26 protein-coding genes are annotated in these 21114 nt (G+C 66.0%); 7 read left to right on the top strand and 19 right to left on the bottom strand.

The window, feature by feature from the left end:
- Window positions 1–121: 121 nt before the first annotated feature.
- From FFS68_RS13260 to FFS68_RS13205, 12 genes are all read right to left on the bottom strand, one after another.
- Window positions 122–1591, bottom strand: a complete 1470-nt coding sequence (locus tag FFS68_RS13260) for an ammonium transporter (RefSeq protein ID WP_137753680.1) — start codon at window positions 1589–1591, stop codon at window positions 122–124.
- Between the two features lie 17 nt (window positions 1592–1608).
- Window positions 1609–1947, bottom strand: a complete 339-nt coding sequence (locus FFS68_RS13255; RefSeq protein ID WP_003043080.1) for a P-II family nitrogen regulator — start codon at window positions 1945–1947, stop codon at window positions 1609–1611.
- A 205-nt stretch (window positions 1948–2152) separates the two neighbouring features.
- The gene (locus FFS68_RS13250) at window positions 2153–2848 is read right to left on the bottom strand and encodes an endonuclease/exonuclease/phosphatase family protein (protein ID WP_137753679.1); all 696 of its coding nucleotides are present in this window, start codon (window positions 2846–2848) and stop codon (window positions 2153–2155) included.
- A gap of 128 nt (window positions 2849–2976) precedes the next feature.
- The gene (locus tag FFS68_RS13245) at window positions 2977–3189 is read right to left on the bottom strand and encodes a DUF2007 domain-containing protein (protein ID WP_137753678.1); all 213 of its coding nucleotides are present in this window, start codon (window positions 3187–3189) and stop codon (window positions 2977–2979) included.
- Window positions 3189–3755, bottom strand: coding sequence for a pyridoxamine 5'-phosphate oxidase family protein (locus FFS68_RS13240; protein ID WP_137753677.1), 567 nt, complete (start codon window positions 3753–3755; stop codon window positions 3189–3191). The genes FFS68_RS13245 and FFS68_RS13240 overlap by 1 nt, the downstream gene beginning before the upstream one ends.
- 34 nt (window positions 3756–3789) lie before the next feature.
- Complete coding sequence (locus FFS68_RS13235; protein ID WP_137753676.1) at window positions 3790–4356, bottom strand: DUF924 family protein; 567 nt, start codon at window positions 4354–4356, stop codon at window positions 3790–3792.
- 183 nt (window positions 4357–4539) lie between these two features.
- The gene (locus tag FFS68_RS13230) at window positions 4540–4944 is read right to left on the bottom strand and encodes a hypothetical protein (protein WP_137753675.1); all 405 of its coding nucleotides are present in this window, start codon (window positions 4942–4944) and stop codon (window positions 4540–4542) included.
- Window positions 4945–5037: 93 nt separating this feature from the next.
- Window positions 5038–6264 (bottom strand): hypothetical protein, encoded by a 1227-nt coding sequence (locus FFS68_RS13225; protein ID WP_137753674.1) that lies wholly within the window; start codon window positions 6262–6264, stop codon window positions 5038–5040.
- Window positions 6265–6472: 208 nt separating this feature from the next.
- Window positions 6473–7915, bottom strand: coding sequence for a metalloprotease TldD (tldD, locus tag FFS68_RS13220; RefSeq protein ID WP_137753673.1), 1443 nt, complete (start codon window positions 7913–7915; stop codon window positions 6473–6475).
- Between the two features lie 39 nt (window positions 7916–7954).
- On the bottom strand, window positions 7955–8473 hold the full coding sequence (locus tag FFS68_RS13215; protein WP_171003874.1) for a DUF4402 domain-containing protein: 519 nt from the start codon (window positions 8471–8473) through the stop codon (window positions 7955–7957).
- A gap of 160 nt (window positions 8474–8633) precedes the next feature.
- On the bottom strand, window positions 8634–8831 hold the full coding sequence (locus FFS68_RS13210) for a zinc-finger domain-containing protein (RefSeq protein ID WP_137753671.1): 198 nt from the start codon (window positions 8829–8831) through the stop codon (window positions 8634–8636).
- Window positions 8832–8971: 140 nt separating this feature from the next.
- Entirely contained in the window at window positions 8972–9532 is a 561-nt protein-coding gene (locus FFS68_RS13205) for a DUF4402 domain-containing protein (RefSeq protein ID WP_249340152.1), read from the bottom strand.
- A 112-nt stretch (window positions 9533–9644) separates the two neighbouring features.
- Here FFS68_RS13205 and FFS68_RS13200 point away from each other — a divergent pair, with 112 nt between their 5' ends.
- The gene (locus tag FFS68_RS13200) at window positions 9645–10568 is read left to right on the top strand and encodes an ABC transporter ATP-binding protein (RefSeq protein WP_137753670.1); all 924 of its coding nucleotides are present in this window, start codon (window positions 9645–9647) and stop codon (window positions 10566–10568) included.
- Window positions 10561–10758, top strand: coding sequence for a hypothetical protein (locus FFS68_RS13195; RefSeq protein ID WP_137753669.1), 198 nt, complete (start codon window positions 10561–10563; stop codon window positions 10756–10758). The genes FFS68_RS13200 and FFS68_RS13195 overlap by 8 nt, the downstream gene beginning before the upstream one ends.
- A 6-nt stretch (window positions 10759–10764) precedes the next feature.
- Here FFS68_RS13195 and FFS68_RS13190 read toward each other — a convergent pair whose 3' ends face one another.
- Window positions 10765–11586 (bottom strand): endonuclease/exonuclease/phosphatase family protein, encoded by an 822-nt coding sequence (locus FFS68_RS13190; RefSeq protein ID WP_171003873.1) that lies wholly within the window; start codon window positions 11584–11586, stop codon window positions 10765–10767.
- Between the two features lie 73 nt (window positions 11587–11659).
- On the opposite strand from FFS68_RS13190, the gene nadB reads away from it, so the two are divergent.
- On the top strand, window positions 11660–13237 hold the full coding sequence (gene nadB, locus FFS68_RS13185; RefSeq protein WP_137753667.1) for an L-aspartate oxidase: 1578 nt from the start codon (window positions 11660–11662) through the stop codon (window positions 13235–13237).
- Here nadB and FFS68_RS13180 read toward each other — a convergent pair.
- The 4 genes from FFS68_RS13180 to FFS68_RS13165 are packed head-to-tail and all read right to left on the bottom strand — an operon-like array spanning window position 13234 to window position 16521.
- On the bottom strand, window positions 13234–14106 hold the full coding sequence (locus tag FFS68_RS13180) for an FkbM family methyltransferase (RefSeq protein ID WP_137753666.1): 873 nt from the start codon (window positions 14104–14106) through the stop codon (window positions 13234–13236). The genes nadB and FFS68_RS13180 overlap by 4 nt on opposite strands.
- A gap of 27 nt (window positions 14107–14133) precedes the next feature.
- Window positions 14134–14379, bottom strand: a complete 246-nt coding sequence (locus tag FFS68_RS13175) for a GlsB/YeaQ/YmgE family stress response membrane protein (RefSeq protein ID WP_137753665.1) — start codon at window positions 14377–14379, stop codon at window positions 14134–14136.
- Entirely contained in the window at window positions 14376–15581 is a 1206-nt protein-coding gene (locus FFS68_RS13170) for a M20 family metallopeptidase (protein WP_137753664.1), read from the bottom strand. The genes FFS68_RS13175 and FFS68_RS13170 overlap by 4 nt, the downstream gene beginning before the upstream one ends.
- Complete coding sequence (locus FFS68_RS13165) at window positions 15562–16521, bottom strand: acyl-CoA desaturase (protein WP_137753663.1); 960 nt, start codon at window positions 16519–16521, stop codon at window positions 15562–15564. Before FFS68_RS13165 ends, FFS68_RS13170 begins: the two co-directional genes overlap by 20 nt.
- Window positions 16522–16605: 84 nt before the next feature.
- On the opposite strand from FFS68_RS13165, the gene FFS68_RS13160 reads away from it, so the two are divergent.
- Window positions 16606–16920, top strand: coding sequence for a metalloregulator ArsR/SmtB family transcription factor (locus FFS68_RS13160; RefSeq protein WP_137753662.1), 315 nt, complete (start codon window positions 16606–16608; stop codon window positions 16918–16920).
- Between the two features lie 11 nt (window positions 16921–16931).
- On the opposite strand, the gene FFS68_RS13155 is transcribed toward FFS68_RS13160, so the two are convergent.
- Entirely contained in the window at window positions 16932–17570 is a 639-nt protein-coding gene (locus tag FFS68_RS13155) for a ferric reductase-like transmembrane domain-containing protein (protein ID WP_137753661.1), read from the bottom strand.
- A 74-nt stretch (window positions 17571–17644) separates the two neighbouring features.
- On the opposite strand from FFS68_RS13155, the gene FFS68_RS13150 reads away from it, so the two are divergent.
- Window positions 17645–17971 (top strand): helix-turn-helix transcriptional regulator, encoded by a 327-nt coding sequence (locus tag FFS68_RS13150; RefSeq protein ID WP_137753660.1) that lies wholly within the window; start codon window positions 17645–17647, stop codon window positions 17969–17971.
- The gene (locus tag FFS68_RS13145; protein ID WP_137753659.1) at window positions 17968–18564 is read left to right on the top strand and encodes a hypothetical protein; all 597 of its coding nucleotides are present in this window, start codon (window positions 17968–17970) and stop codon (window positions 18562–18564) included. Before FFS68_RS13150 ends, FFS68_RS13145 begins: the two co-directional genes overlap by 4 nt.
- Here the strand turns inward: FFS68_RS13145 and FFS68_RS13140 are convergent.
- Window positions 18561–19736 carry an acyl-CoA dehydrogenase family protein gene (locus FFS68_RS13140; RefSeq protein ID WP_137753658.1) on the bottom strand — a complete coding sequence of 392 codons (1176 nt, stop codon included), beginning with the start codon at window positions 19734–19736 and terminating at the stop codon, window positions 18561–18563. The two genes, FFS68_RS13145 and FFS68_RS13140, sit on opposite strands and share 4 nt — an antisense overlap.
- A 104-nt stretch (window positions 19737–19840) precedes the next feature.
- Between FFS68_RS13140 and FFS68_RS13135 the strand changes: the two genes are divergently transcribed.
- Complete coding sequence (locus tag FFS68_RS13135; RefSeq protein WP_137753657.1) at window positions 19841–21112, top strand: dipeptidase; 1272 nt, start codon at window positions 19841–19843, stop codon at window positions 21110–21112.
- The last annotated feature ends 2 nt before the right edge of the window (window positions 21113–21114 follow it).

Here is a 21114-nt window from a genome sequence, read left to right as displayed (position 1 = left end):
ACAAGCAAAAAATGGCCGGGACATCGGTCCCGGCCAGTGGTTCGCAGGAGGAACCTGGTGAGGATCCCGCCGCCGCCGTTTGAAAGGAGAAAGAGCGTGCGGCGGCGGGTATCCTGTCTCGTCACATATTGTAGGCGCGCTCGCCGTGCTCTGCGAGGTCGAGCCCTTCCTGCTCGACGTCCTTCGACGGGCGCAGGCCGATGGTGTATTTGAGGCCGAGGAACAGCACCAAGCTGACCACGCCGGTCCACAGCACGGTGGTGCCGACGGCCCAGATCTGCGTCATCACCTGGCCGGTCAGGTCGAACTCGCCGGCCACAGCGACGGGCGCGGTGTAATCGATCCAGCCCTGACCACCCCACGCCGGATTGGCGACGAAGCCGGTGCCGATCGCGCCGATGATGCCGCCGACGGCGTGGATGCCGAAGACGTCGAGCGAGTCGTCATATTTGAACTTCTTTTTCACCGTGGTGACGAAGAAGAAGCAGACCAGCGAGGCGACCGCGCCGAGCAGGATCGCGGTGCCGGGGTGGGCGAAGCCCGCCGCCGGGGTGATCGCGACCAGACCGGCGACGACACCCGAAACCCCGCCCAGCAGCGAGGGCTTCTTGTGGATGATCTGCTCGATGATCGCCCAGGTCGCGCCTGCCGCTGCGGTGGCGACGAGCGTGTTGATGAAAGCCAGCGCGCCGAAGGCATTGGCTTCGAGACCCGAACCTGCGTTGAAGCCGAACCAGCCGATCCACAGCAACGAGGCGCCGATCATCGTCATGACCAGATTGTGCGGGGGCATCGGTTCGGTGTTGTAACCTAGGCGCGGGCCGATCACGAGGCAGCCGACCAGGCCGGCAATACCGGCGTTGATGTGGACGACAGTGCCGCCGGCAAAGTCGAGCGCACCCCAGCCCCACAGCAGGCCCATGTCGGTCGGCGCGGCGTGCAGGAAGTCCGGGCCGGCCCAGTACCACACCATGTGCGCGATCGGGAAATAGGCGAGCGTCAGCCACAGCACGGTGAAGATGATCAGCGGCGTGAACTTCACGCGCTCCGCAAACGCCCCGACGATTAGCGCCGGCGTGATGCAGGCGAAGGTCATCTGGAACACCACGAAGACATATTCGGGGAGGTACACCCCGTTCGAGAAGGTCGCGGCGAAAGTCGTGACATCGACCCCCGCGAGGAACGCTTTGTCGAGCCCACCGAACAGCGACGGGAAGGGCGTGCCGGTCGAGGTGAAGGCCATCGAATAGCCCCAGCTGAACCACACCAGCGCGGCGACACAGACGATGGTCAGCACCTGCATCAGTACCGAAAGCATATTCTTGGCGCGGACAAGCCCGCCATAGAACAGCGCCAGCGCGGGCACCGACATCATCAGCACCAACGCCGATGCGACGAGCATCCAGGCCACGTCGCCCTTGTTGACCATCTCGGCGGTCGGCACGAAAGCGGCGGGAGCCGCCGCTTCGGCAGCCGGCGCCGCCGGCGCGGCCACCGCCGTTGCGGCGTCCTGCGCCCACACGGGCAGCGCGGCGAACAGCGACAGGCCAACGGCCCCGGCGCCCGCCGCAAATTTATTTGCGAACGTCATAGTTTCCCCCTTCGTCATCACAGTGCCGCCTCGCCGGTCTCGCCGGTGCGGATGCGCACCGCCTGACCCACGTCGAGAACGAAAATCTTGCCGTCGCCGATCGAACCGGTGCCGGCGCTTTGCTGCAGCGTTTCGACCACCCGCGGCGCGAGCGCGTCGTCGCAGACCAGCTCGATCTTTACCTTCGGCACCATGTTGGTGGCATATTCGGCGCCGCGGTAAATTTCGGTCTGTCCCTTTTGCCGTCCGAACCCCTTGACCTCGGTCACGGTCATTCCGGCGATACCCAAGCCGGTGAGCGCTTCGCGCACCTCGTCGAGCTTGAATGGTTTAATGATTGCCAGGATCAATTTCATGATGCCCCCTTTTGCCAATAGCACCATGTTGCACTGCAACAGCCGTGCCAGATTGCGCGGGTGGCGGGAAAGTTAACATTTTGTGACGGTTTGTGGCGTATGAGACGAATAATCGGTCGTCTTCTGGGCAGGCGAGGCAGAGGATTGCCTATAAATTGGGCAGTGCCGCTCCCCACCCCAAAGCCGCCGTCCAGACCCGCCGCTATTACCCCGCCGCTCTGAACCGTGCCCAGATCGGCAGATGATCCGACGCCCGCGCCGCCAGCGCGCTGCGATGCACCCCGGCATCGACCGCTTCGAGGTCGGGCGAGGCGAAGATGCGGTCGAGCTTGGCGACCGGTCGGCGGCTGTGGAAACTGTGGCCGGTATCGACCAGCCGGTGCCGCTCGCCGAAATCGTGCAGACACCCGCCCGTCGCGCGCCATTCGTTGCAGTCGCCCATCAATATCGTCGGCAGCGCTTCGCCCTCGGCGACATGGTTCAGGATCGCGCGCGCCTGCTGGCGGCGGCGCAGCCCCGAAATATCGAGGTGCATGCCGATGACGCGCAATCTTGTCTCGCCGATGCGGATCGTCGCCGCGACGGCGCCGCGCGGTTCAAGTGTCGGCAGGTGCAGCGCGTGGCTTTCCTCGATCATTGCCCCCTTGCGGACCAGCAGCGCATTGCCGTGCCAGCCGATGCTGTGCGGGCGCCCGGTCAGCCCGACCGGAACATAATCGCTATGCTCGTCGAACATATGCGGCGGGATGGCGCTGGCGCGGGTGCCGAAGCGCCGGTCGGCCTCCTGCAATGCGACGATGTCGGCGTCGAGTTCGCCGAGCACCGACAGCACCCGCTCGGGATCGCGGCGGCGGTCGAGCCCGATGCCCTTGCGCATATTGTAACTGGCGACTTTGATCATGGGAGGGTTTGGAACTGACCTTGAATCCGTTTGTGCTGAGCTTGTCGAAGCACGGTTCTTCTTTCTTTCAAAAGGAAAAGCGGTCCTTCGACAAGCTCAGGACGAACGGATGTGGGGTTGGGTTGCAGCTAGCCCGCCTCAAATTCCGCCAGCAATGCCCGCGCTTCGTCCAGATCCTCGTCGAGCACCATGATCCGCACCGGGATCATCAGCCCGACGCTTTCGGCGATATTCATCCCCGCGTCGAAGCAGACCGCGTGAACCCCGGCGCTTTCGATCCGCCCGCGCAATAGCTCGGCTTCGGCGCCGTTGGGCAGGCGGACCAGTTCGACCAGCGGCATCAGGCAGTCTCGCCTTCGATAAAGCGGTCGGTGGCGCGGGTTGGCAGGCCGTCGATGCTTTTGGTGCGCCCCTGCGTCTTTTCGACCCACAGCGCGCGGTCGGCCTGGCGGTGATATTTTCGCAGCGTGTCGCGTTCGTGTTGCAGCTCCATCATCGGCACTCCCCAGCCGCAGCTGGTTTGGACGCTTTCCACATCAATGACGAAAATCTGGCGGGTGCCGGGCAGCAGGGTGAAATGCGCCGCAAGCGCGTCCCATTCATCGTCCTGCGGCAACACCGGGCGGCCGCGGCCATAGATGCGCAGGATCAGCGCGCTGCGGTCAAAAGCGCAGAACATGATCGTGATGCGGCCGTCGGCGGCAAGATGGGCGTGGGTTTCGTTGCCCGACCCGGCAAGGTCGAGATAGGCGACCTGCGTGGCAGACAGGACGCGAAAGCTGTCGGCATAGCCCTTGGGCGACAGGTTGATGCGGGCATCGGCGGCGGCGGTCGCGGTGAAATAGACCGGCTGTTGGTCGATGAAGGCGATATGTTTGTCGGTCAGCGTGTCGGTAAAGTCGGCCATGGCTGGGCTCCGCGATTTGGTCGCGCCCGCCCTATCACCAATTCTTGCCTTCCTCCACCGCCGCCTGCTCCTCGGAGCGGGTCGCCCGGCCCAGCACGGCGTTGCGATGCGGGAAGCGGCCGAAGCGGTCGATGATGGCGAAATGCTGCCTCGCATAATTATGGAACATCGGGTCGGCGAGCTGGCCCATCAGCCGCAGCGATTCGCGCTGGTCGGCGATCTCCTCGCTATGTTCGAACGGCAGATAAGCGAATTGGCGCCGCTCGTCGGGCCAGTCCTGATCCCAGCCATGGGCGACGATCCCGCGCGCGATGGCGCGGGCCAGGCTGTCGGTGGCGAAGGCGTCGGCGGTGCCGCGGAAGATGTTGCGCGGCACCTGATCGAACAGGATCGTCGCCGCCAGCGCGGTGTCGGGGTCGGTCAGGAAGGTTTCGGCGGGTTGCGACCGCAAGGCATCGTGCCAGTCGCCCGCAAGTGCGCGCACCGCCGCGTCGAAATCGGGGCGGCCGCCGTACCAGTCGTCCTGACCATGCGCGTCGAACCAGAAGGCGAGGAGTTGCTGCGCCCAGTCGGTGGGCGGGGTGTGGTCGCTTTGCGTCACGCGCGGTCAAATCCTTGGCGAAAAAAGACCGTAGCCCTGAGCTTGTCGAAGGGCGGCTATCCGAGAAGCGCCCTTCGACAAGCTCAGGGCTACGGTTCAACCTGAAATCATCAAGCTCATACGCATGGACGCGCCAGTGCGATCCCGGCCTGCGCCAGGATGACGGATGAGAGGTGAATGCGGCTATTCGCCCTTGACGCGCCGATAGGGCACGAATTTGCCGAGCGAGACAAAGCCGCTGTACATGTTGCTGCTGCGATCCTGCAACTGGACCGTGTCGATGCTGCACAGCTGGCCGGTCGACAATCTGGTGATCAGGATGTCATCATCGTCGAGCGACCCGGCGCCGCCCTCGGGGCGGTTGACCCACAGGGTGCTGCCGATGCGATAGACGATCGCGGTCTTGTCGATCACCTGGCTGCTGCTCACGCTCGATAGCTGGATGCAATTCTGCGGCGGACCGGCGGCGCGGCCGTCGAGCAGTTTGGCAAGCCGCTCTTCGGGTGCCAGCCGTTCCATCGCGGACGCGGCGGCGGGCATGGCCGCAATTGCGGCGGCGGCGAATATGGTGGTGATCAGCGGGCGCATGGTCCGACTCCTGTCTTGCTCATTACCCTACCTGATGCCGCCATACCCACGCCAGCGTGAACAAGGGCTGACTGATGACGGCATTGGCGCGATTCAGCATGCCCCGTCGGGCAGCGGGATGCCGAGCGGGCCTTTGCATTTCTTCTTTTTCGCCGGTGGCGCGGTGGTGCTGCCGCCTGCATTCGCGCCGCCCATACCGCCGAAATCGGCGCCGATCAGCAGGCTGGTGTGCGAGCGGAAACGCACTTTCGTGGTCCAGTCGATGTTCCACACCGCATTGCCCGCGGGTTTGGGTGGATAAGAGAAATTGGCTTCGGGGCCAAAGGCGTTGAGATTGCCGAACATCATCTCGCCCGACGCCTTTTTGACCTCGGCCGGGATCGCGCAGCTGGTCTGCGCCGGCGGCATCACCACCCTTTTGCTCACCAGCCCGGCGACGGTCGACGGCGGCAGCCAGTCCCACAGCCCGCCGCCGAATTCGCGCGCATTGCTGCTGGTCCACCACACCATATCGCCGCCAGCGCCGCCGCGGTCCATGCCGCCGAACGCCCAGGCGACATAGCCGGTGGCGGGGACCAGCTGGTTCCAGCGGATCATCACCGACCCGTCGCCCTGCATCGTCGTCGATGCATTCAGCGCGGGCATATAGTCCTGCGCCAGGGTGAAGTTGATTTCGGGGCCGACATTGCCCGCGATCCGGTGCGCGCCGAGCAGCGAGGATCCCGCCGAAGGCTGTTTCGCCGATTTGCTGTTCGGCCAGCCGGCATAGGATTTGCTGTTCGACGTCATCACCTCGCGGATCCGCGGTACGGTGGTGGTGTAAAGGTTCGGCGGCATCTGTCCCGCCGCGAGCTTGGCGAAATCGATGATCACCGGCTGCCCCGGCCCGGCCTTGGCGCCGCAGCCCCAGAACAGCAGCAGGCGGCCCTTGGGGCGCTCGAAATCCTTTGGCATTTCGGTCGTGCCGGTCTCGTCCTGGCGCTTGCCCGGTTCGGGGCCCCACAACGGCACCGATTTGCCGAGCTTGGCCTGCGGCAGGAAGAAATGATCGGCCTTGACCGGCGGCGCGGTTGGCGCCTGCGTCGACCCCAGCCGCAATTCCAGCGTGTGCGCGACCTTGCCTTCCGGCCCGCCGCCGAACATCATCCCCATGACATTGCCGACCCCGCGCCCGCCCGCCGCCATCGCGGCAAAGCCCGACGCGGTCGCGACGTCCATTTCATAACGTTCCTTGGGGCCGGTGCTTTTCTGGGCCGAACCGGGGACGGCGAGCATCGCGGCGATGGTCGCGACGGAAACGAAACGCAGACTCGAACGCATGATATCCTCCCTGTTGCCGGGGAAGACCCGGCGGATGATGCGGCCCGATTTCTTTTCTGTTTGGAGCACTATAGGCGCGGGAAGGCGGCACGCCAAGTGAGGTAGGTCACACTGGTTTCGTCATTGCGAGCGAAGCGAAGCAATCCAGGGCGGCTTGTCACACTCTGGATTGCTTCGCTTCGCTCGCAATGACGAAATTCTGTTACGCTTACGCCGTCCCGCCCACCGTCAGCCCGCTGACCAGCAGCGTCGGCTGGCCCACGCCCGCGGGGACGCTCTGGCCGCCCTTGCCGCAGATGCCGATGCCTTCGTCGATCGCCATGTCGTTGCCGATGCCCATGACCTTGGTCAGCACGCTGGGCCCGTCGCCGATCAAGGTCGCGCCCTTGATCGAATCGCCCAGCTTGCCATTCTCGATCTTGTACGCCTCGGTACAGCTGAACACGAACTTGCCCGACACGATGTCGACCTGCCCGCCGCCAAAGCTTTTGGCGAAGATACCGTTTTTCACGCGGCTGAGCAGCTCGGCGGGATCGTCGCTGCCGCCCTTCATGAAGGTATTGGTCATCCGCGGCATCGGCGCGTGCGCAAAACTCTCACGCCGTCCGTTGCCGGTCGGTTCGACCCCCATCAGCCGCGCGTTGAGGCGGTCCTGCATATAGGCTTTCAGGATGCCGTCCTCGATCAGCACCGTCTCGCCGGTCGGGGTGCCCTCGTCGTCGATGCTGAGCGAGCCGCGGCGGCCGCCGCCAACCGGGCTGTCCATCGCGCCGTCGTCGACCACCGTCACCCCGGGGGCGGCGACGCGCTGGCCGATGCGGCCAGAAAAGGCGCTGGTGCCCTTGCGGTTGAAATCGCCCTCGAGCCCGTGGCCGACGGCTTCGTGGAGCAGCACGCCGGGCCAGCCGGGGCCGAGCAAGACGGTGAATTCGCCCGCCGGGGCATCGACCGCGCGCAAATTGACCAGCGCCTGCGCCAGCGCCGCGTCGATCGCGCGGTTCCACTGTGCGGGCTCGAACAGATGGTCGTACATATAACGACCGCCGAGGCCGAAGGTGCCGGTTTCGCGGCGGCCATTATCCTCGACCACGATGCTGATATTGAGGCGGACCAGCGGGCGAATGTCGGTGGCGAGAAAGCCGTCGGCGCGGACGATCTCGACCACCGACCAGCTGCCCGCAAGGCTTACCGACACCTGCGCGATGCGCGGGTCGCGCGCGCGCGCCGCGGCGTCGATTTCCTGGCACAGCGCGACCTTTTTCGCGAAGGGGATCAGGTCGAGCGGGTTCGCCTCGTCATAGAGGTGGCGGTTGGTGCGCGGCGGTGGGGCGGCGTGCGGCTGGCTGGCGGGGTCGAGCAACGCCAGTGTTTCGGCGGCGCGGCGGATCGCCCCGGCGCTGATGTCGCTGGCATGGGCGAACCCCGTCATCTCGCCCGACACCGCGCGCAGGCCGAAACCGGCGTCGGTCGAATAGTCGGCGGTTTTGAGGCGGCCGTCGTCGAACCCGAAGCTCTCGGTCGCGCGATATTGCAGATAGAGCTCGCCATCGTCGGCCTTGGCGAGTGCTTCGCGCGCGAGCGCCTGCGCCAAGTCGGGGTCGAGCGCATCGGCGCGATAAAGGAAGCGGCGGGGGTCGGTGGGACTGGTCATTGGCCCGATATAGGCACGCGCGCCGCGCGACGCCAGCGGTCAGAGATAATTGACGGTCAGCGTGAAGGTGCCGCTGTAATCGCCGGGCGCCTGGTTGGCGGGAACGGTAAGGGTGCCGCCGATATAATAGGTCTGCACCCCGCTGGGCAACAGCGTGCCGCCGAGCAGCGCGATGCCGCCGCCGCTGGTGCTGGCGGCGCGGACCAGCGTCGCGGTCATCGGCGGTGCGCCGCCGCCGACGCGCGCCAGCGTCACCGACGTGCTGCCCGACACGGTGATCAGAAAAATGCCGCCGGTGCCCTGGAACACCGCGCGCCGCGCGCTGGTGCCCACCAGGGTGACGCCGCCGCCCGAGGTGCGCGCGTTGGTCACCGGGTTGATCGTGACGGTGCCGCCGGTTGCGCCGCTGACCAGCGTCCCGAAATCGAGATCGTCGGTCTTGATCAGCGTGTTCGGGCGGACGACCGCAGCGTTGACGGTGACATTGGTGTCGGCGGCATGGACCGGCGCGCATAGCAGCGCGCCCGCCGCGGCGGCGGCGATGGTCAGGGCGTGCACCGCGTCCCGACAATTTTTGGTCCCTCGAATCCCCACAGATTCTGCTCCTGTCTGGCACAGATATGCCAGCGGGGCGTGAGTCGTTGATGCACAGGGTTGGTAAAGGGGTCGTTTACATCTGGCCCCGGCGTTCAGGCGTGATCGGCGATCCCGCGGACGCTTAACCTTTGTCGGCGATCCCGCCGCTCAGGACAAAGCGCCGGTCGCAATAGCCGCAGTCGGCAAAGCCTGCGTCGGGGTCGATTTCCAGCCACACGCGCGGATGGCCGAGCGCGGCATCGGCCAGCCCGTCGCCGGTGCCGTCGCAAGCGATGCGGGTTTTGGGGGTGCGGATGGTTTCGGGCGCGGGCTGGGTCATCGACCGCGCCCATAGCAAGCGCGCGGGGCGGGAGCAATCGGGGTCTGCGCTACGCGGTGTCAGGGTGGGTTTGCGGCACCGGCCAATATTCTGGCGAATATAGGTGGTCATCCGGTGCCGCTTCTTCCCCCACAGAAGCTCTAGAGATAGTTGAGTGTGATCGTGAACGTGCCGCTGTAGTCGCCCGGCGCCTGGTTGGCGCCGACCTCGAGCGTCGCGCCGACCGGAAAATTATAATTGCCGAGCGGCGAGGTGATCCGGAACCGCGTCGGCGATGTCGACAGGACCGCGGTCGGGGTACTGCCGATTTCAAAGGTGCGGGCGCGCATCCGTACCCCCGGCCCGTTGAGCCAGATCGTGTTCGACCCGAGCGAGATATTGACCTGGCGGTTGAGGCTGCCGAGTCCGGCAAAGCGCGCGGGTTCGCCGCCGTCGCCGGCCAGCGTGACGCCGCCGGTGCGGCTGCGCGATCCGTCGGGCGCCAGCGTCACCGTACCGGCGGTGGCCGAGGGAATGATGTCGCCGAAATCGAGGTCGTTGACCTTGAAGAAAGAGAGAGGGCGCAGCACGATCGCTTCGGCTTCGCCGGGCGCGGTCGACTGGGCATGGGCTGGCGCCGCGACGGCCGGGGCCATCATTAGCGCACAGACGGCGATGCCGCGCAGCGCGAACTGCGGGTTATTTGTGTGTCTGGTCCTCACTGCGTTGGTCCTAACGGCGATTTTCCAACATAGCGTTAACGCGGCGCTGGGCAAAGGCGCGCGGGGCGATGGGGGCTTTTACACGTGGCGGCGCGCGGCTATGGCACGGGCCATGACCGAAGCCGCCATCCGCATCGACGCCGTCTCGAAAACCTATGTCGGCGGCAAGCAGGCGCTCGACAATGTCAGTTTCGATGTGCCGCGCGGGCAGATTTTCGGGCTACTCGGCCCGAATGGCGCGGGCAAGTCGACGTTGATCAACATCCTGGCGGGGTTGGTCAACAAGACGGCGGGATCGGCGAGCATCTGGGGCTTCGACATCGATGCCGATCCGCGCAACGCCAAATATTCGATCGGCATCGTGCCGCAGGAAATCGTCTTCGATCCTTTTTTCACGCCGTATGAGACGCTGGAGAATCAGGCCGGGCTGTACGGCGTGCCGCGGACGAAGCGCATTTCGGACGACCTGCTCGCCGCGGTTCACCTGTCGGACAAGCGCGACGCCTATGCGCGGACGCTGTCGGGCGGGATGAAGCGCCGGTTGCTAGTGGCCAAGGCGATGGTCCATTCGCCGCCGATTATCGTGCTCGACGAACCGACCGCCGGGGTCGACATCGAACTGCGCCAGCAGCTGTGGTCCTATGTCCAGTCGCTCAACGACCGCGGCGTGACGGTGGTGCTGACGACGCATTATCTGGAAGAGGCCGAGGAGCTGTGCGACCGCATCGCGATCATCAACCATGGCCGACTGATCGCAAACAAGCCGACGCGCGAGCTGGTCGACATGGCGCGCGAAAAGATCGTCGTGGTGACGCTGGACGAAGATATCACCGACCTGCCGACGCATCCCGCGTTCGACAAGATCGAGCGCGAGGGGACGCGCGGGCTGGCGATCAGCTACAACAAGGACCGCATGAACGCGGGCGAAGTTCTCGCCGCAGTGAACGCGATGGGGCACGGCATCGTCGATGTGTCGACGCGCGAGGCTGATCTGGAAGATGTGTTTCTGAATTTGACGCGCGCGGCGAATGGGTGACGCAGATGAGCCGCTGGCCGGGATGACGGTCAATGAGCGGCTTTATGCGCGCGGCCTGTTTGATCGCTTCGACGCAGCGCGGGTCAGCCAGGATCGGGAGGCATTGGCGCCGATTCTGATCGAAATCGAAATCTCCGATGTCGAAGGGACGATCGATCGGCTTCTCGACCGGCCGCCATCGACCAACTGAGGCGATTCAACGCCGCATCAGGCGCGCCATGACCCCGAAATGATCCGACGGATATTCGCCGCCCACCGGCTGGTCGCCGATGACGCGTGCCTCGGTGACGGCAAAGGCGGCGGGTTCGACGAAGATATGGTCGATCACCCGCGGCTGGTGCCCGCGCGCGGGGTTGAGCGTCGTTGCCGCGGCGCCGGGCGGCAGCGCCGAGACAAAGCGCGGCGGCCCCATCGCGCTTAGCCCCGGATCGTCGAGCGGCGCGTTGAAATCGCCCAGCACGATCAACGGCACCCCGTCGGTGGGCAACCAGGCGATAAGGTCGGCGAGCTGTTCGGCGCGCATCGCCCCCGCCTCGGGCTGCCACGCGAGATGGGTGGCGACGATGTCGACCGGTCCGGCCGCACTCTGCACCCGGACGCGGATCGCGGTGCGTGAATCGGCAAGCGGTGCCAGTTTGTGCCGCGCGACCGCGATCACCGGCAGCCGCGTCAGGATTGCATTGCCATAACGTTTCGGCGCGCCTTCGGGCTCGACCGCGACGAAATGGACGTGGGGGTAGCCGAGTTGGCGCGCGATCGTGTCGGCCTGGTTGGGCAGGTCCTTGCGCCGGTCTTCGAGCACTTCCTGCAGCGCGATGACATCGGCACCGACGGCGCGCAGCGCCGAAGCGAGCAGCACCAGCCGCGCCGGCCATCGCCCGCCCGCGTCGTGCCAGATGTTGAACGTGGCGACGGTCAGGCCGCGCGAGGCGCCCGGCATCACCGTCGCACAGCCCGCCAGCGGCAACGCCGCCAGCCCGGCGAGCAGCGACCGCCGCTGAAGCTCGGCTTTAGGCATGACGACTATTCCCCTTGACGGCGACCATCGATCCCCCCTGTCATGCGGCCGCCCGCTGTGCAACAGAGGCGCCATGAGTGAATACGACGTCATCATCGTGGGATCGGGTGCAGCCGGGCTGACCGCGGCGATCGCGCTGGCCGATCATTGCAACGTGCTGGTGCTGGCAAAGGGCGAGCTGACCGGCGGGTCGACCGCCTGGGCGCAGGGCGGCATCGCCGCGGTGCTCGATGCGGGCGACACGTTCGACAATCATATCGACGACACGATGGTCGCGGGCGCCGGGCTGAACCGGCGCGAGACGGTCGAGTTCGTGGTCGAAAACGCCCCCGCCTCGATCGAGCGCCTGGTCGAAATGGGGGTGCCGTTCAACAAGGACGCCGAGGCGCTACATTTGACGCGCGAGGGCGGTCATTCGCACCGCCGCATCGTCCATGTCGACGACGCGACCGGCTGGGCGGTGCAGGCGGCGCTGTTGAAGACCGCCGAGGCGCATCCGAACATCACGCTGCTGCCCGGGCAGGCGTGCATCGACTTGATCACGGGTCGCCACGAGGAACGCTATTCGGGCTCGGGCCGCGTGTGGGGCGTCTATGCGCTTGATGAAAAGAGCGGGAAGGTCCACGCGCATGTCGGCCGCGCGACGATCCTGGCGAGCGGCGGCGCGGGGCGCGTCTATCAATTCTCGACCGCGCCGCGGGGCGCGACCGGCGACGGCATCGCCATGGCGTGGCGCGCCGGCTGCCGCGTGTCGAATATGGAAATGATGCAATTCCACCCGACCTGCCTCTACAACCTCGACGTCAAGAATTTCCTGATCACCGAGGCGGTGCGCGGCGAGGGCGGCATCCTCAAGCACCCTGTCACCGGCCACCGTTATATGCCCGATTATGATGCGCGCGCCGAACTGGCGCCGCGCGACGTCGTGGCGCGCGCCAACGACGATCAGATCAAGCGGTCGGGGCTCGATTATGTCCATCTCGACATCAGCCACCTCGATCCCGATTTCGTCGCCGGGCATTTTCCGAACATCTATGAAAAGCTGCTGACGCTGGGCATCGACATGACGAAGCAGCCGATCCCGGTCGTCCCGGCGCAGCATTATACCTGCGGCGGCATCTTGATCGACCTCGCCGGGCGTACCGACCTGCCGGGTCTGTATGCGGCGGGCGAGTGCACCGAAAGCGGGCTGCACGGCGCCAACCGCCTCGCGTCGAACAGCCTGCTCGAATGTTTCGTGTTCGGCGAGGCGGCGGCAAAGGACATCATCGCGCGCTGGGACCAGCTCGAACCGCCCCCGCCGATCCGCCCGTGGGACGAAAGCCGCGTCACCGATTCGGACGAAGAGGTGATCATCAAGCAGAACTGGACCGAAATCCGCCGCTTCATGTGGAATTATGTCGGCATCGTGCGCACGACCAAACGCCTCGAACGCGCCCAGCATCGAATCAACATGATGACCGGCGAGGTCGAGGATTATTACGGCCATTTCCGCGTCACCACCGACCTGATCGAACTGCGCAACCTGCTGCAATGCGCCGAACTGATCGTGAAAAGCGCGCTCCACCGCAAGGAAAGCCGCGGGCTGCACTACACGCTCGATTATCCCGACCTGTTGCCGCAGGCGGTCGATACGGTGCTGGTGCCTTAACCGCCCAGCGCGGCTTGCAGTGCATCGCCGGGTTTCAGCGCGAGCAGATAGGTCTGGGCGCGATCGAGGACTGTATCATCGCGCGGGATCAGCCGCCCGGGGTGGATTTCGTAGATGATGTACCCCCTGGCCTCCAGATCGTGGAGCAGCGCCGCGGGATCGTCGCCCATGCCGCGCAGCATGTCGGGCGAAAATTCGAACAGCAGCGCCGGCGCCGGGTCGCCGTCGAGCAGCGCGCCGGCACCGCGCAGCGCCATCGCTTCGGCGCCCTCGATGTCGAGCTTGATCAGCCGGATCACCTCGCCGCTGAGCAGCTGGTCGAGACGGCGCAGCGGGATCGCCGCGCCCGCGCCGTCGAACGACACATGGTTGCTGCCAATATTGCCCGCGTCGTGGACGACCATGGTGACCGCACCGTCGCGGTCGCCCGCGGCGCAGCGGTGGACGGTAATCGCGCCCGCGCCCGCGCCGCTCAGCGCGATATTGTGCGCGAGCAGGTCGGCGGTCGACGGGGTCGCCTCGATCGCATGGACGCGGCCCGTCGGCCCGACGAGCCGGTGCGCGAGCAGCGAAAAGAAACCGATGTTGGCGCCAACATCGACGAAGGTATCGCCCGGCTTTAGCGCCGCCAATATGACCTGCGTCTCCAGCGGCTCCCAGCCGCCGGTGCAATAGATGGTGCGGTCGACGAACTGGCCCAGGTCGAGCCGCAACGCAAAACCGTGCCGCGTTTGGGTGGTGCGGCTTTGCGCGCGCACCGCGCCTTCAGGCAGCAGGCGATACGCGAGGCTGCCGAGCCGCCATTGTCCCTTCTCGAACGGATATTTGCGGCTGGCCCACGCCGCGAGATGCCCGATGGCATTTGCCATGAAACTGGTCCCGCCCGGTCCTGGCCGCTACCCGCCGACGCCAAGCAACCGCCCGACCAAAATCAGCGCGATCGCGCCGATCACCGACGCGAAGCACCCGGCGCGGTGAAAGTCGCCGCGGCCGCGCGAGGTGGCGAGACCCGCAAGCAACGAGCCGCCGATGCCGAGCAGGATCGTCGCGACCCATCCCATTTGCACCGCGCCGGGATAAAAGAAGCGCGCCAGCGCCCCGATGATCAGGCCCGAGACGATGGCGCCAATAATGTTGATCATAAGCCAAATCCTTCGCTCAAAAACCGTTCCGCCAGCGCCGCGTGCAGCGCGGCGCCGCGCGCCATCACCTTTTCGTCGAGCACCATGCGGTTGCTGTGGAGGCCGCAACAAGCGCGCCAGTCGCTGCCCTGCTCACTCGCGCCGAGCCAGAACATTGCGCCGGGAACTTTTTCGAGCACATAAGAGAAATCCTCGGCGCCCATCACCGGATGGTCCATCGTCAGCCACGCCGCCTCGCCGAAGGTCGCTTCGACGACCGACTGGCCGAACGCGACGGCGCGGCTGTCGCAGATGGTGACGGGGAAGCCTTCTTCGATCTGCACCTCGGTGGTGCAGCCATGCGCTTCGGCGATCGCAGGGGCCAGGCGTTTCAGCTCGCGCGCCACCATGGCGCGCCTTTCCGGGGAAAGCGTGCGAATCGTGCCGAGCAGCTCGGCGGTTTCGGGGATGATATTGTTCGTCGTCCCCGCCGCGATCTTCGCGATCGTCACGACCGCGGGGTCGAACACCGACACGCGGCGCGTCACCATCGTCTGGATCGCGGTGACAATCGCGCAGGCGACCGGGATCGGATCGATGGCATCGTGCGGCATGGATGCATGGCCGCCTGCGCCCTTGACGATGATCGACAGGACATCGGACGAGGCAAGCAGCGGCCCGGCGCGCGACGCAAAAATGCCGTGCGGCGCGTTGGGCATGATGTGGAGCGCAAAGGCCGCATCGGGCAGCGGATCGATAATGCCGTCGTCCAGCATGAAGCGCGCGCCATGATGTCCCTCCTCGCCCGGCTGGAACATGAACATCACCGTGCCGGGCAGGCGATCCTGCGCCGCGCACAGCAGCTTCGCGGCGCCGACCAGCATCGCGACATGCGTGTCGTGCCCGCACGCATGCATCGCGCCGGTGGTTTCAGAGGTGAAATCGAGCCCCGTATCCTCGACCAGCGGCAGCGCATCCATGTCGCCGCGGAGCAGCACGGTGCGCCCGTTGGCAGGCCCGCGCAGGATCGCCACCAGCCCCGTCGTCGACGGCCCCTCGCGAAACTCAAGCGGCAGCCCGGCGAGCGCGTCCTTGATCTTCGCCAGCGTCTTGGGGTTTTGCAGGCCTAACTCGGGCTCGCGGTGAATGGCGCGGCGCAGGTCGACAAGGTCGTCGAGGAGGGTTTCGGCCGCAGCGGGCCAGCTATGTGATGGCGTGTCCATGCGGCGAGTGTGGCGCCAAGCCGGGCCGCTGTCGAGGGACCTCGGACAGGCCGGGGCGCTGGCCCAGCGTTTCCGGTGTCTGGACATTCCAGACAAGGCCAGCGCGTTCGAGCAGCGCGATGAGCGCATAACCCCAGTCGCTTTGGCCCGGATGCAGCCCGATGCGCGCCGAGCCGGGATAGGCGTGATGATTGTTATGCCACGCCTCGCCCATCGTCGGAATCGCCGCCCAAGGGACGTCGAACGCCTGCACCCCATGCGCATCGACGGTCCACTGCTGCGGCCCGCGATTGTGCGCGAGATGGCCAACGAGCCAGTGACCGTGGTTGGCGACCGCGACACGCGCTGCGACGCCCCACACGATCCAACCCCAGCCGCCGATCGCGAAGAAAATCAGCGCGACGGGGAGCTGCTGCCAGCGCCAGGTCGCTTCCAACCAGCGATAGAAAGGATCGCGGTCGAGTTCGGCGAAATCGAAGCGCGGCGGACGGTCAAGGTCCAGCCGGCAATAGATCTGCCACCACGCGTCGCGGACGATGTGGGTCTGGTGCGCGAGGAACGGGTGGCAGTCGGCCTGGCGCTGAGCCCAGTCGCGCGTGTCGTGCGCGCGGATGATGCCATAAGGACCCGCCATGCCGACGAAGGCGCCAAACCAGACCAGCGTGCGCGTCAGCCAGCGCGGCGCCGCAAAGCTGCCGTGGATCATCATCCGGTGATAGCCGATGCTGTGCCCGAGCAGCAGCGCGGCGCCGGTGGTGAGGAAAAACAGGACGATAGCCGATGGCGTGATGAAGAATGGACCCGCGACGAGCGCGATGACGGCCATCCCGCCATTCCAGATGATGCTGGGCATGTCGGCGCGCACGTGGCCGTTGCGCGGGTCCGGCCCGGGCTCGTCGATCAGAAAATTGACGGCATGGGGATCGTCACTGCTACGCATCGCTCGACTCCTGACAGAAGATAAGTAATTACTTAAATATATAAACTCTTGTCAAGGGCGCTGTCAGTCGCCATCTGGGTCATCATGGAACGGGTTTTTCAGGCACTGGCATCGACGCCGCGGCGCAAGATTCTCGCCTATCTGGCGCACGCCGAGCTTAGCGCGGGCGACATCGCCGCGCGCTTCGACATGAGCAAACCGGCGGTCTCGCAGCATTTGTCGGTGCTGGAAAACGCCGGACTGATCACCAGTGAAAAGCGCGGCCAGTTCGTTTTTTATCGCTTGCTGCCCGACGCACTGACCAATGTGCTCAACGGTTATGTGCAGGAGGTTTGCCCGGTGTCGCGGCCGCTGAAAGCCGAATCGCGCGCGCTGGCCGACAAGCGCGGCAGCGAGTAGCGACGGCGCCGCTAGGCGAGCACCGCCGCCCGCCGCTGTTTCCGCCCCGCGATGACGCGCAGGACGATGACCGCGACGACCAGCACGACCGGCAGCGCGTACCAGCCGCTCACCGGGATGCGTTTGCCGTTGGTGAAGATGAAGCTGAGCGCGACGATCCACACGCCCCACCAGTGCAGCCGAGCCCATGCCTTCGGCCCCATCGCCTTGACCATGCGGTCGAACGAGGTCGCGGCGAGCAGCGCGATGAAGACATAGGCGGTGCCGCCGGTGGCGATCGATTTGGGGTTGGTCAGCACCCAGAAGACGCCGGGGTCGGTTTTCCACAGCGCGATGATCGCGAGCGCGTGGATGAAGTGCGACATCGCAAAGCCGAGGCCGAGCTGGCGCCGGTTGCGGCGCAGCCAGCGGGTGAAGGGACCGGGCCACAGTTTGAACGCGGCGGATGCGGCAAAGGCGGCGAGGAACAGGATGAGCGAGGTGCGCGCGGTGGCGCGGATCACCATCCGGTAACCGTCGGTGTCCCAGCCGATGACGAGCAGGAAGCCGAGCGACATCGCGGCCAGTGCCGCGGTCAGCGTCCAGAACAGCCCCCAGCCCTCGGCCCAGCCCTTTGTCGCTGTCATTGCTGCGGTCGGTGTCGCCGTCATACATCCTCCGTTTTAAGCCTAGTATTGCTAGGTATAACTTGCATACCTAGCGTTGCAAAGCTAAATCGGCCGGCATGTCTGCGGAAATGCTCAAGGGCCATCTCGACGCCGTGCTGCTCGCCACGATCGGCGACGAGGCGTTGCACGGCTATGCGATCATCGAAGCGATTCGCGCGCGCAGCGGCGGCCATTTCGATTTGCCCGAAGGGACGATCTATCCGGCGCTGCACCGGCTCGAGCTTGCGGGGCTGCTGTCGAGCCGCTGGGTTCAGCCCGACGGCGGGCGCAAGCGCCGCGTCTATGCGCTGACCGACGGTGGCCGCCAGTCGCTGGTCGAACGGCGCGCGGGCTGGCAGAGCTTTGCCAGCGGCATCGATCTGGTGCTGGGGTCGCGGGCATGAGCGGGCCGATCGCCACCTATCTCGACGAGCTCGACGATGTGCTGGCGTTCGATCCGCGCCTGTCGCGGCGGGTGCGCGACGAAATCGAATCGCATCTATGCGACACCGCCGAACAGGTGGGTGAGGCCGATGCGGTGCGGCGTTTCGGGCGCCCCGCCGAAATCGCGCGCGCTTATGCCGAGGCGGCGCTGCCCGACCGGCTGCGGCGCTCGTGTGTCGCCGCGGCGCTGCTCGGCGGCGCGACCCTGCTGCTGATGCGGCTGCGGACCGTCATTCTCGACCTTCCGGGCGGCGCCGATCCGCTGGTCTGGTTCGATCGCGGCGGGCTGGTTGCGGCGCTGGGGTGTATCGGGGTGGCGTGGTGGCTGGCGTCGCGGCGGCGGATCGCGCCGGTGCGCCGCTGGCTGCATTTTGCCGCGGGAAGTCTGGCGCTGTCGGTCGGGGCCAGTCTGGTGCGCGCGTTCCAGGGCGCAACCGGCGATTCGGCGCATGCGCTGATCGTCGCGACGGCGCTGGTCGAACTGGTGCTGCTCGGCGCGCTGATGGCGCAGCTGGCGCGCCTCGACCGCTACGCGTGGCGACTTACCAGCTAACGCTTGCCGCCGAACAATTGCCGACCCGCCAGGTCGAGCATGATTTCCTCGCTGCCGCCGCCGATCGCGTTGACCCGCACCTCGCGATAGATGCGTTCGACCTTGCTGCCGGTGATATAGGACGCGCCGCCCAGCACTTGTGCTGCCTCGCGCGCCACCGCCTCCAGCATCCGTGTCGCCTGCACCTTCAGCATCGCGAAGTCGGCGGGGCGGTCCTTGCCGGTTTTGACCTGCCAGGCGCAGAGGTCGACCCACGCCTGCGTCGCTTCGATCTGGCGCTCCATGTCGGCGAGTTTGATGCGGATCGACTGGTGCCCGACGAGCGGCTTGCCGAAGGTTTCGCGGTTTTGCGCCCAGTCGGCGGCCTCGGCCATCGCGACGCGGGCATAAGCGCAGCAGCCCATCGCCATGCCGAGCCGTTCCGAATTGAAATTGCGCATGATGCCGATGAAGCCGCCATTCTCGGGGCCGATCAGGTTGGTCGCGGCGACGCGGACGTCGCTGAAATGGATCGCCGCGGTGTCGCTGCACCGCCAGCCCATCTTGTCGAGCCGGGCGCGCTCGACCCCGGGACTGTCCATCTCGATCAGCAACAGCGAGATGCCCCCCGCCCCGGGACCGCCGGTGCGCACCGCGCAAGTCAGCCAGTCGGCGCGCATGCCGCTGGTGATGAACATCTTGCCGCCGTTGACGATATAATGGTCGCCGTCCCTGACCGCGGTGGTCTTGAGATTGGCGACGTCGCTGCCGCCCCCCGCCTCGGTAATACCAAGCGCGATGATCTTGTCGCCGCTGAGCACCGGCGGCGCGACGCGCTGTTTCAATTCCTCCGATCCCAGCGCGAGGATCGGCGGCAGCCCGATGCCGTGCGTCATCAGCGACGCACCGAGCCCGCCTGCGCCGACCGCGGCGAGTTCTTCGGCCAGGACAAGGCTGTGGAAATTGTCGAAGCCGTCGGAATGGCCGCCATATTGTTCGGGATAGCGCAGCCCCAATATGCCCGCGTCCGCAGCTTTCTTGTGCAATTCGCGCGGCAGTTCGCCTTCGGCCTCCCAGCGATCGATGTACGGCGCAATCTCACGGCTGACGAAACGGCGGACGCTCTGCGCCAGCGCCTCATGGGTTTCGTCATAATAGGGCGAGCGCGCGCGCCAGTCGTCGAAGGCTGTCATGGCGACGATGCTGCGCGTGGTTGACGTAAACGTCAAGTCGGCGTTTCGGTCGCGCCCTTCGCCGCGGGCTTGCGTCATCCGCTCAAGCACTTAAGGTCGCCCCCATGCACAAACCCTCCCTGCTCGCCGGCCTTGCCGCTCTCGCCCTTTTGTCCACCCCCGCCGCGGCGCAGAAATCGCCCGAGGCCGTCGCCGAAGCCGCGCTGAAGCGCGCGCCGGTCTTCGACGGGCATAATGATGTGCCCTGGGCGCTGCGCGGACATGCCGACAATGTTATCAACGATTTCGATTTCGTCGACACCACCGACACCGCCAAACCCGACGCGACCCCGCCGCGGATCGCGATGCACACCGATCTTAATCGCCTGCGCAAAGGCCATGTCGGGGCGCAATTCTGGTCGGTCTATGTGCCGTCGAACACCAACGAGCCGCAGGCGATCCAACAGACGATCGAGCAGATCGACGTGATGAAGCGACTGATCGCGCGTTACCCGAATGACCTGTCGCTCGCCGCGACGAGCGGCGAACTGCAAGCCCAGATGAGGGCAGGCAAGGTTGCCGGGATGCTGGGGATCGAGGGCGGCCAGTCGATCGGCTCCTCACTCGCGGTGCTGCGCGAGATGTTCGGCATGGGCGTGCGCTACATGACGCTGACCCACAGCAAGAATGTGCCGTGGGCCGATAGCGCGACCGACGCACCGAAACATGACGGGCTCACCGATTTCGGGCGCCAGGTGGTGCGCGAAATGAACCGGATCGGGATGATCGTCGATTTGAGCCACGTCAGCGAAGCGACGATGAAGGGCGCGCTCGCAACCACGAAGGCGCCGGTGATGTTCAGCCATTCGGGGGTGCGCGCGGTCAACGACCATCCGCGCAATGTGCCCGATTCGGTGCTGCCCGCGGTCAAGGCGAATGGCGGCATCGTGATGATCGTGTTCCTCCCCGGTTTCCTCGATCCCGCGGTGCGCGCGCACGGGCTCGACCGCACCGCGCTCGAAGCACGGTTGAAGGCGCAATATTCGGGCGATCCCGCCGCGGTCACCGCGGCGCTCAAGACGTGGGAGGCTGCGAACCCGGCGCCCAAGACCCAGATCGCTCAGGTCGCCGAACATATCGATCATCTCAAGACAACGATCGGCGTCGATCATATCGGGCTGGGCGGCGATTATGACGGGATGGATTCGGCGCCGGTCGGGATGGAGGATGTCGCGGGATACCCGGCGCTGTTCACCGAACTGGCGCGGCGCGGTTATAGCCAGGCCGAGCTGGAGAAGATCGCGAGCGGCAACATGCTTCGGGTGCTGAAGGCGGTCGAGGCCTATGCGGCGAGCCAGAAGGGCCAGCCGCCGGTCGAAACGCCGGTGGTGAAGTAAGG

This window comes from Sphingopyxis sp. L1A2A, assembly GCF_005502465.1.
GTDB lineage: Bacteria > Pseudomonadota > Alphaproteobacteria > Sphingomonadales > Sphingomonadaceae > Sphingopyxis.
The sequence above is the reverse complement of the archived record's forward strand: the minus strand, read 5'-3'. Positions and strand labels throughout refer to the sequence as shown.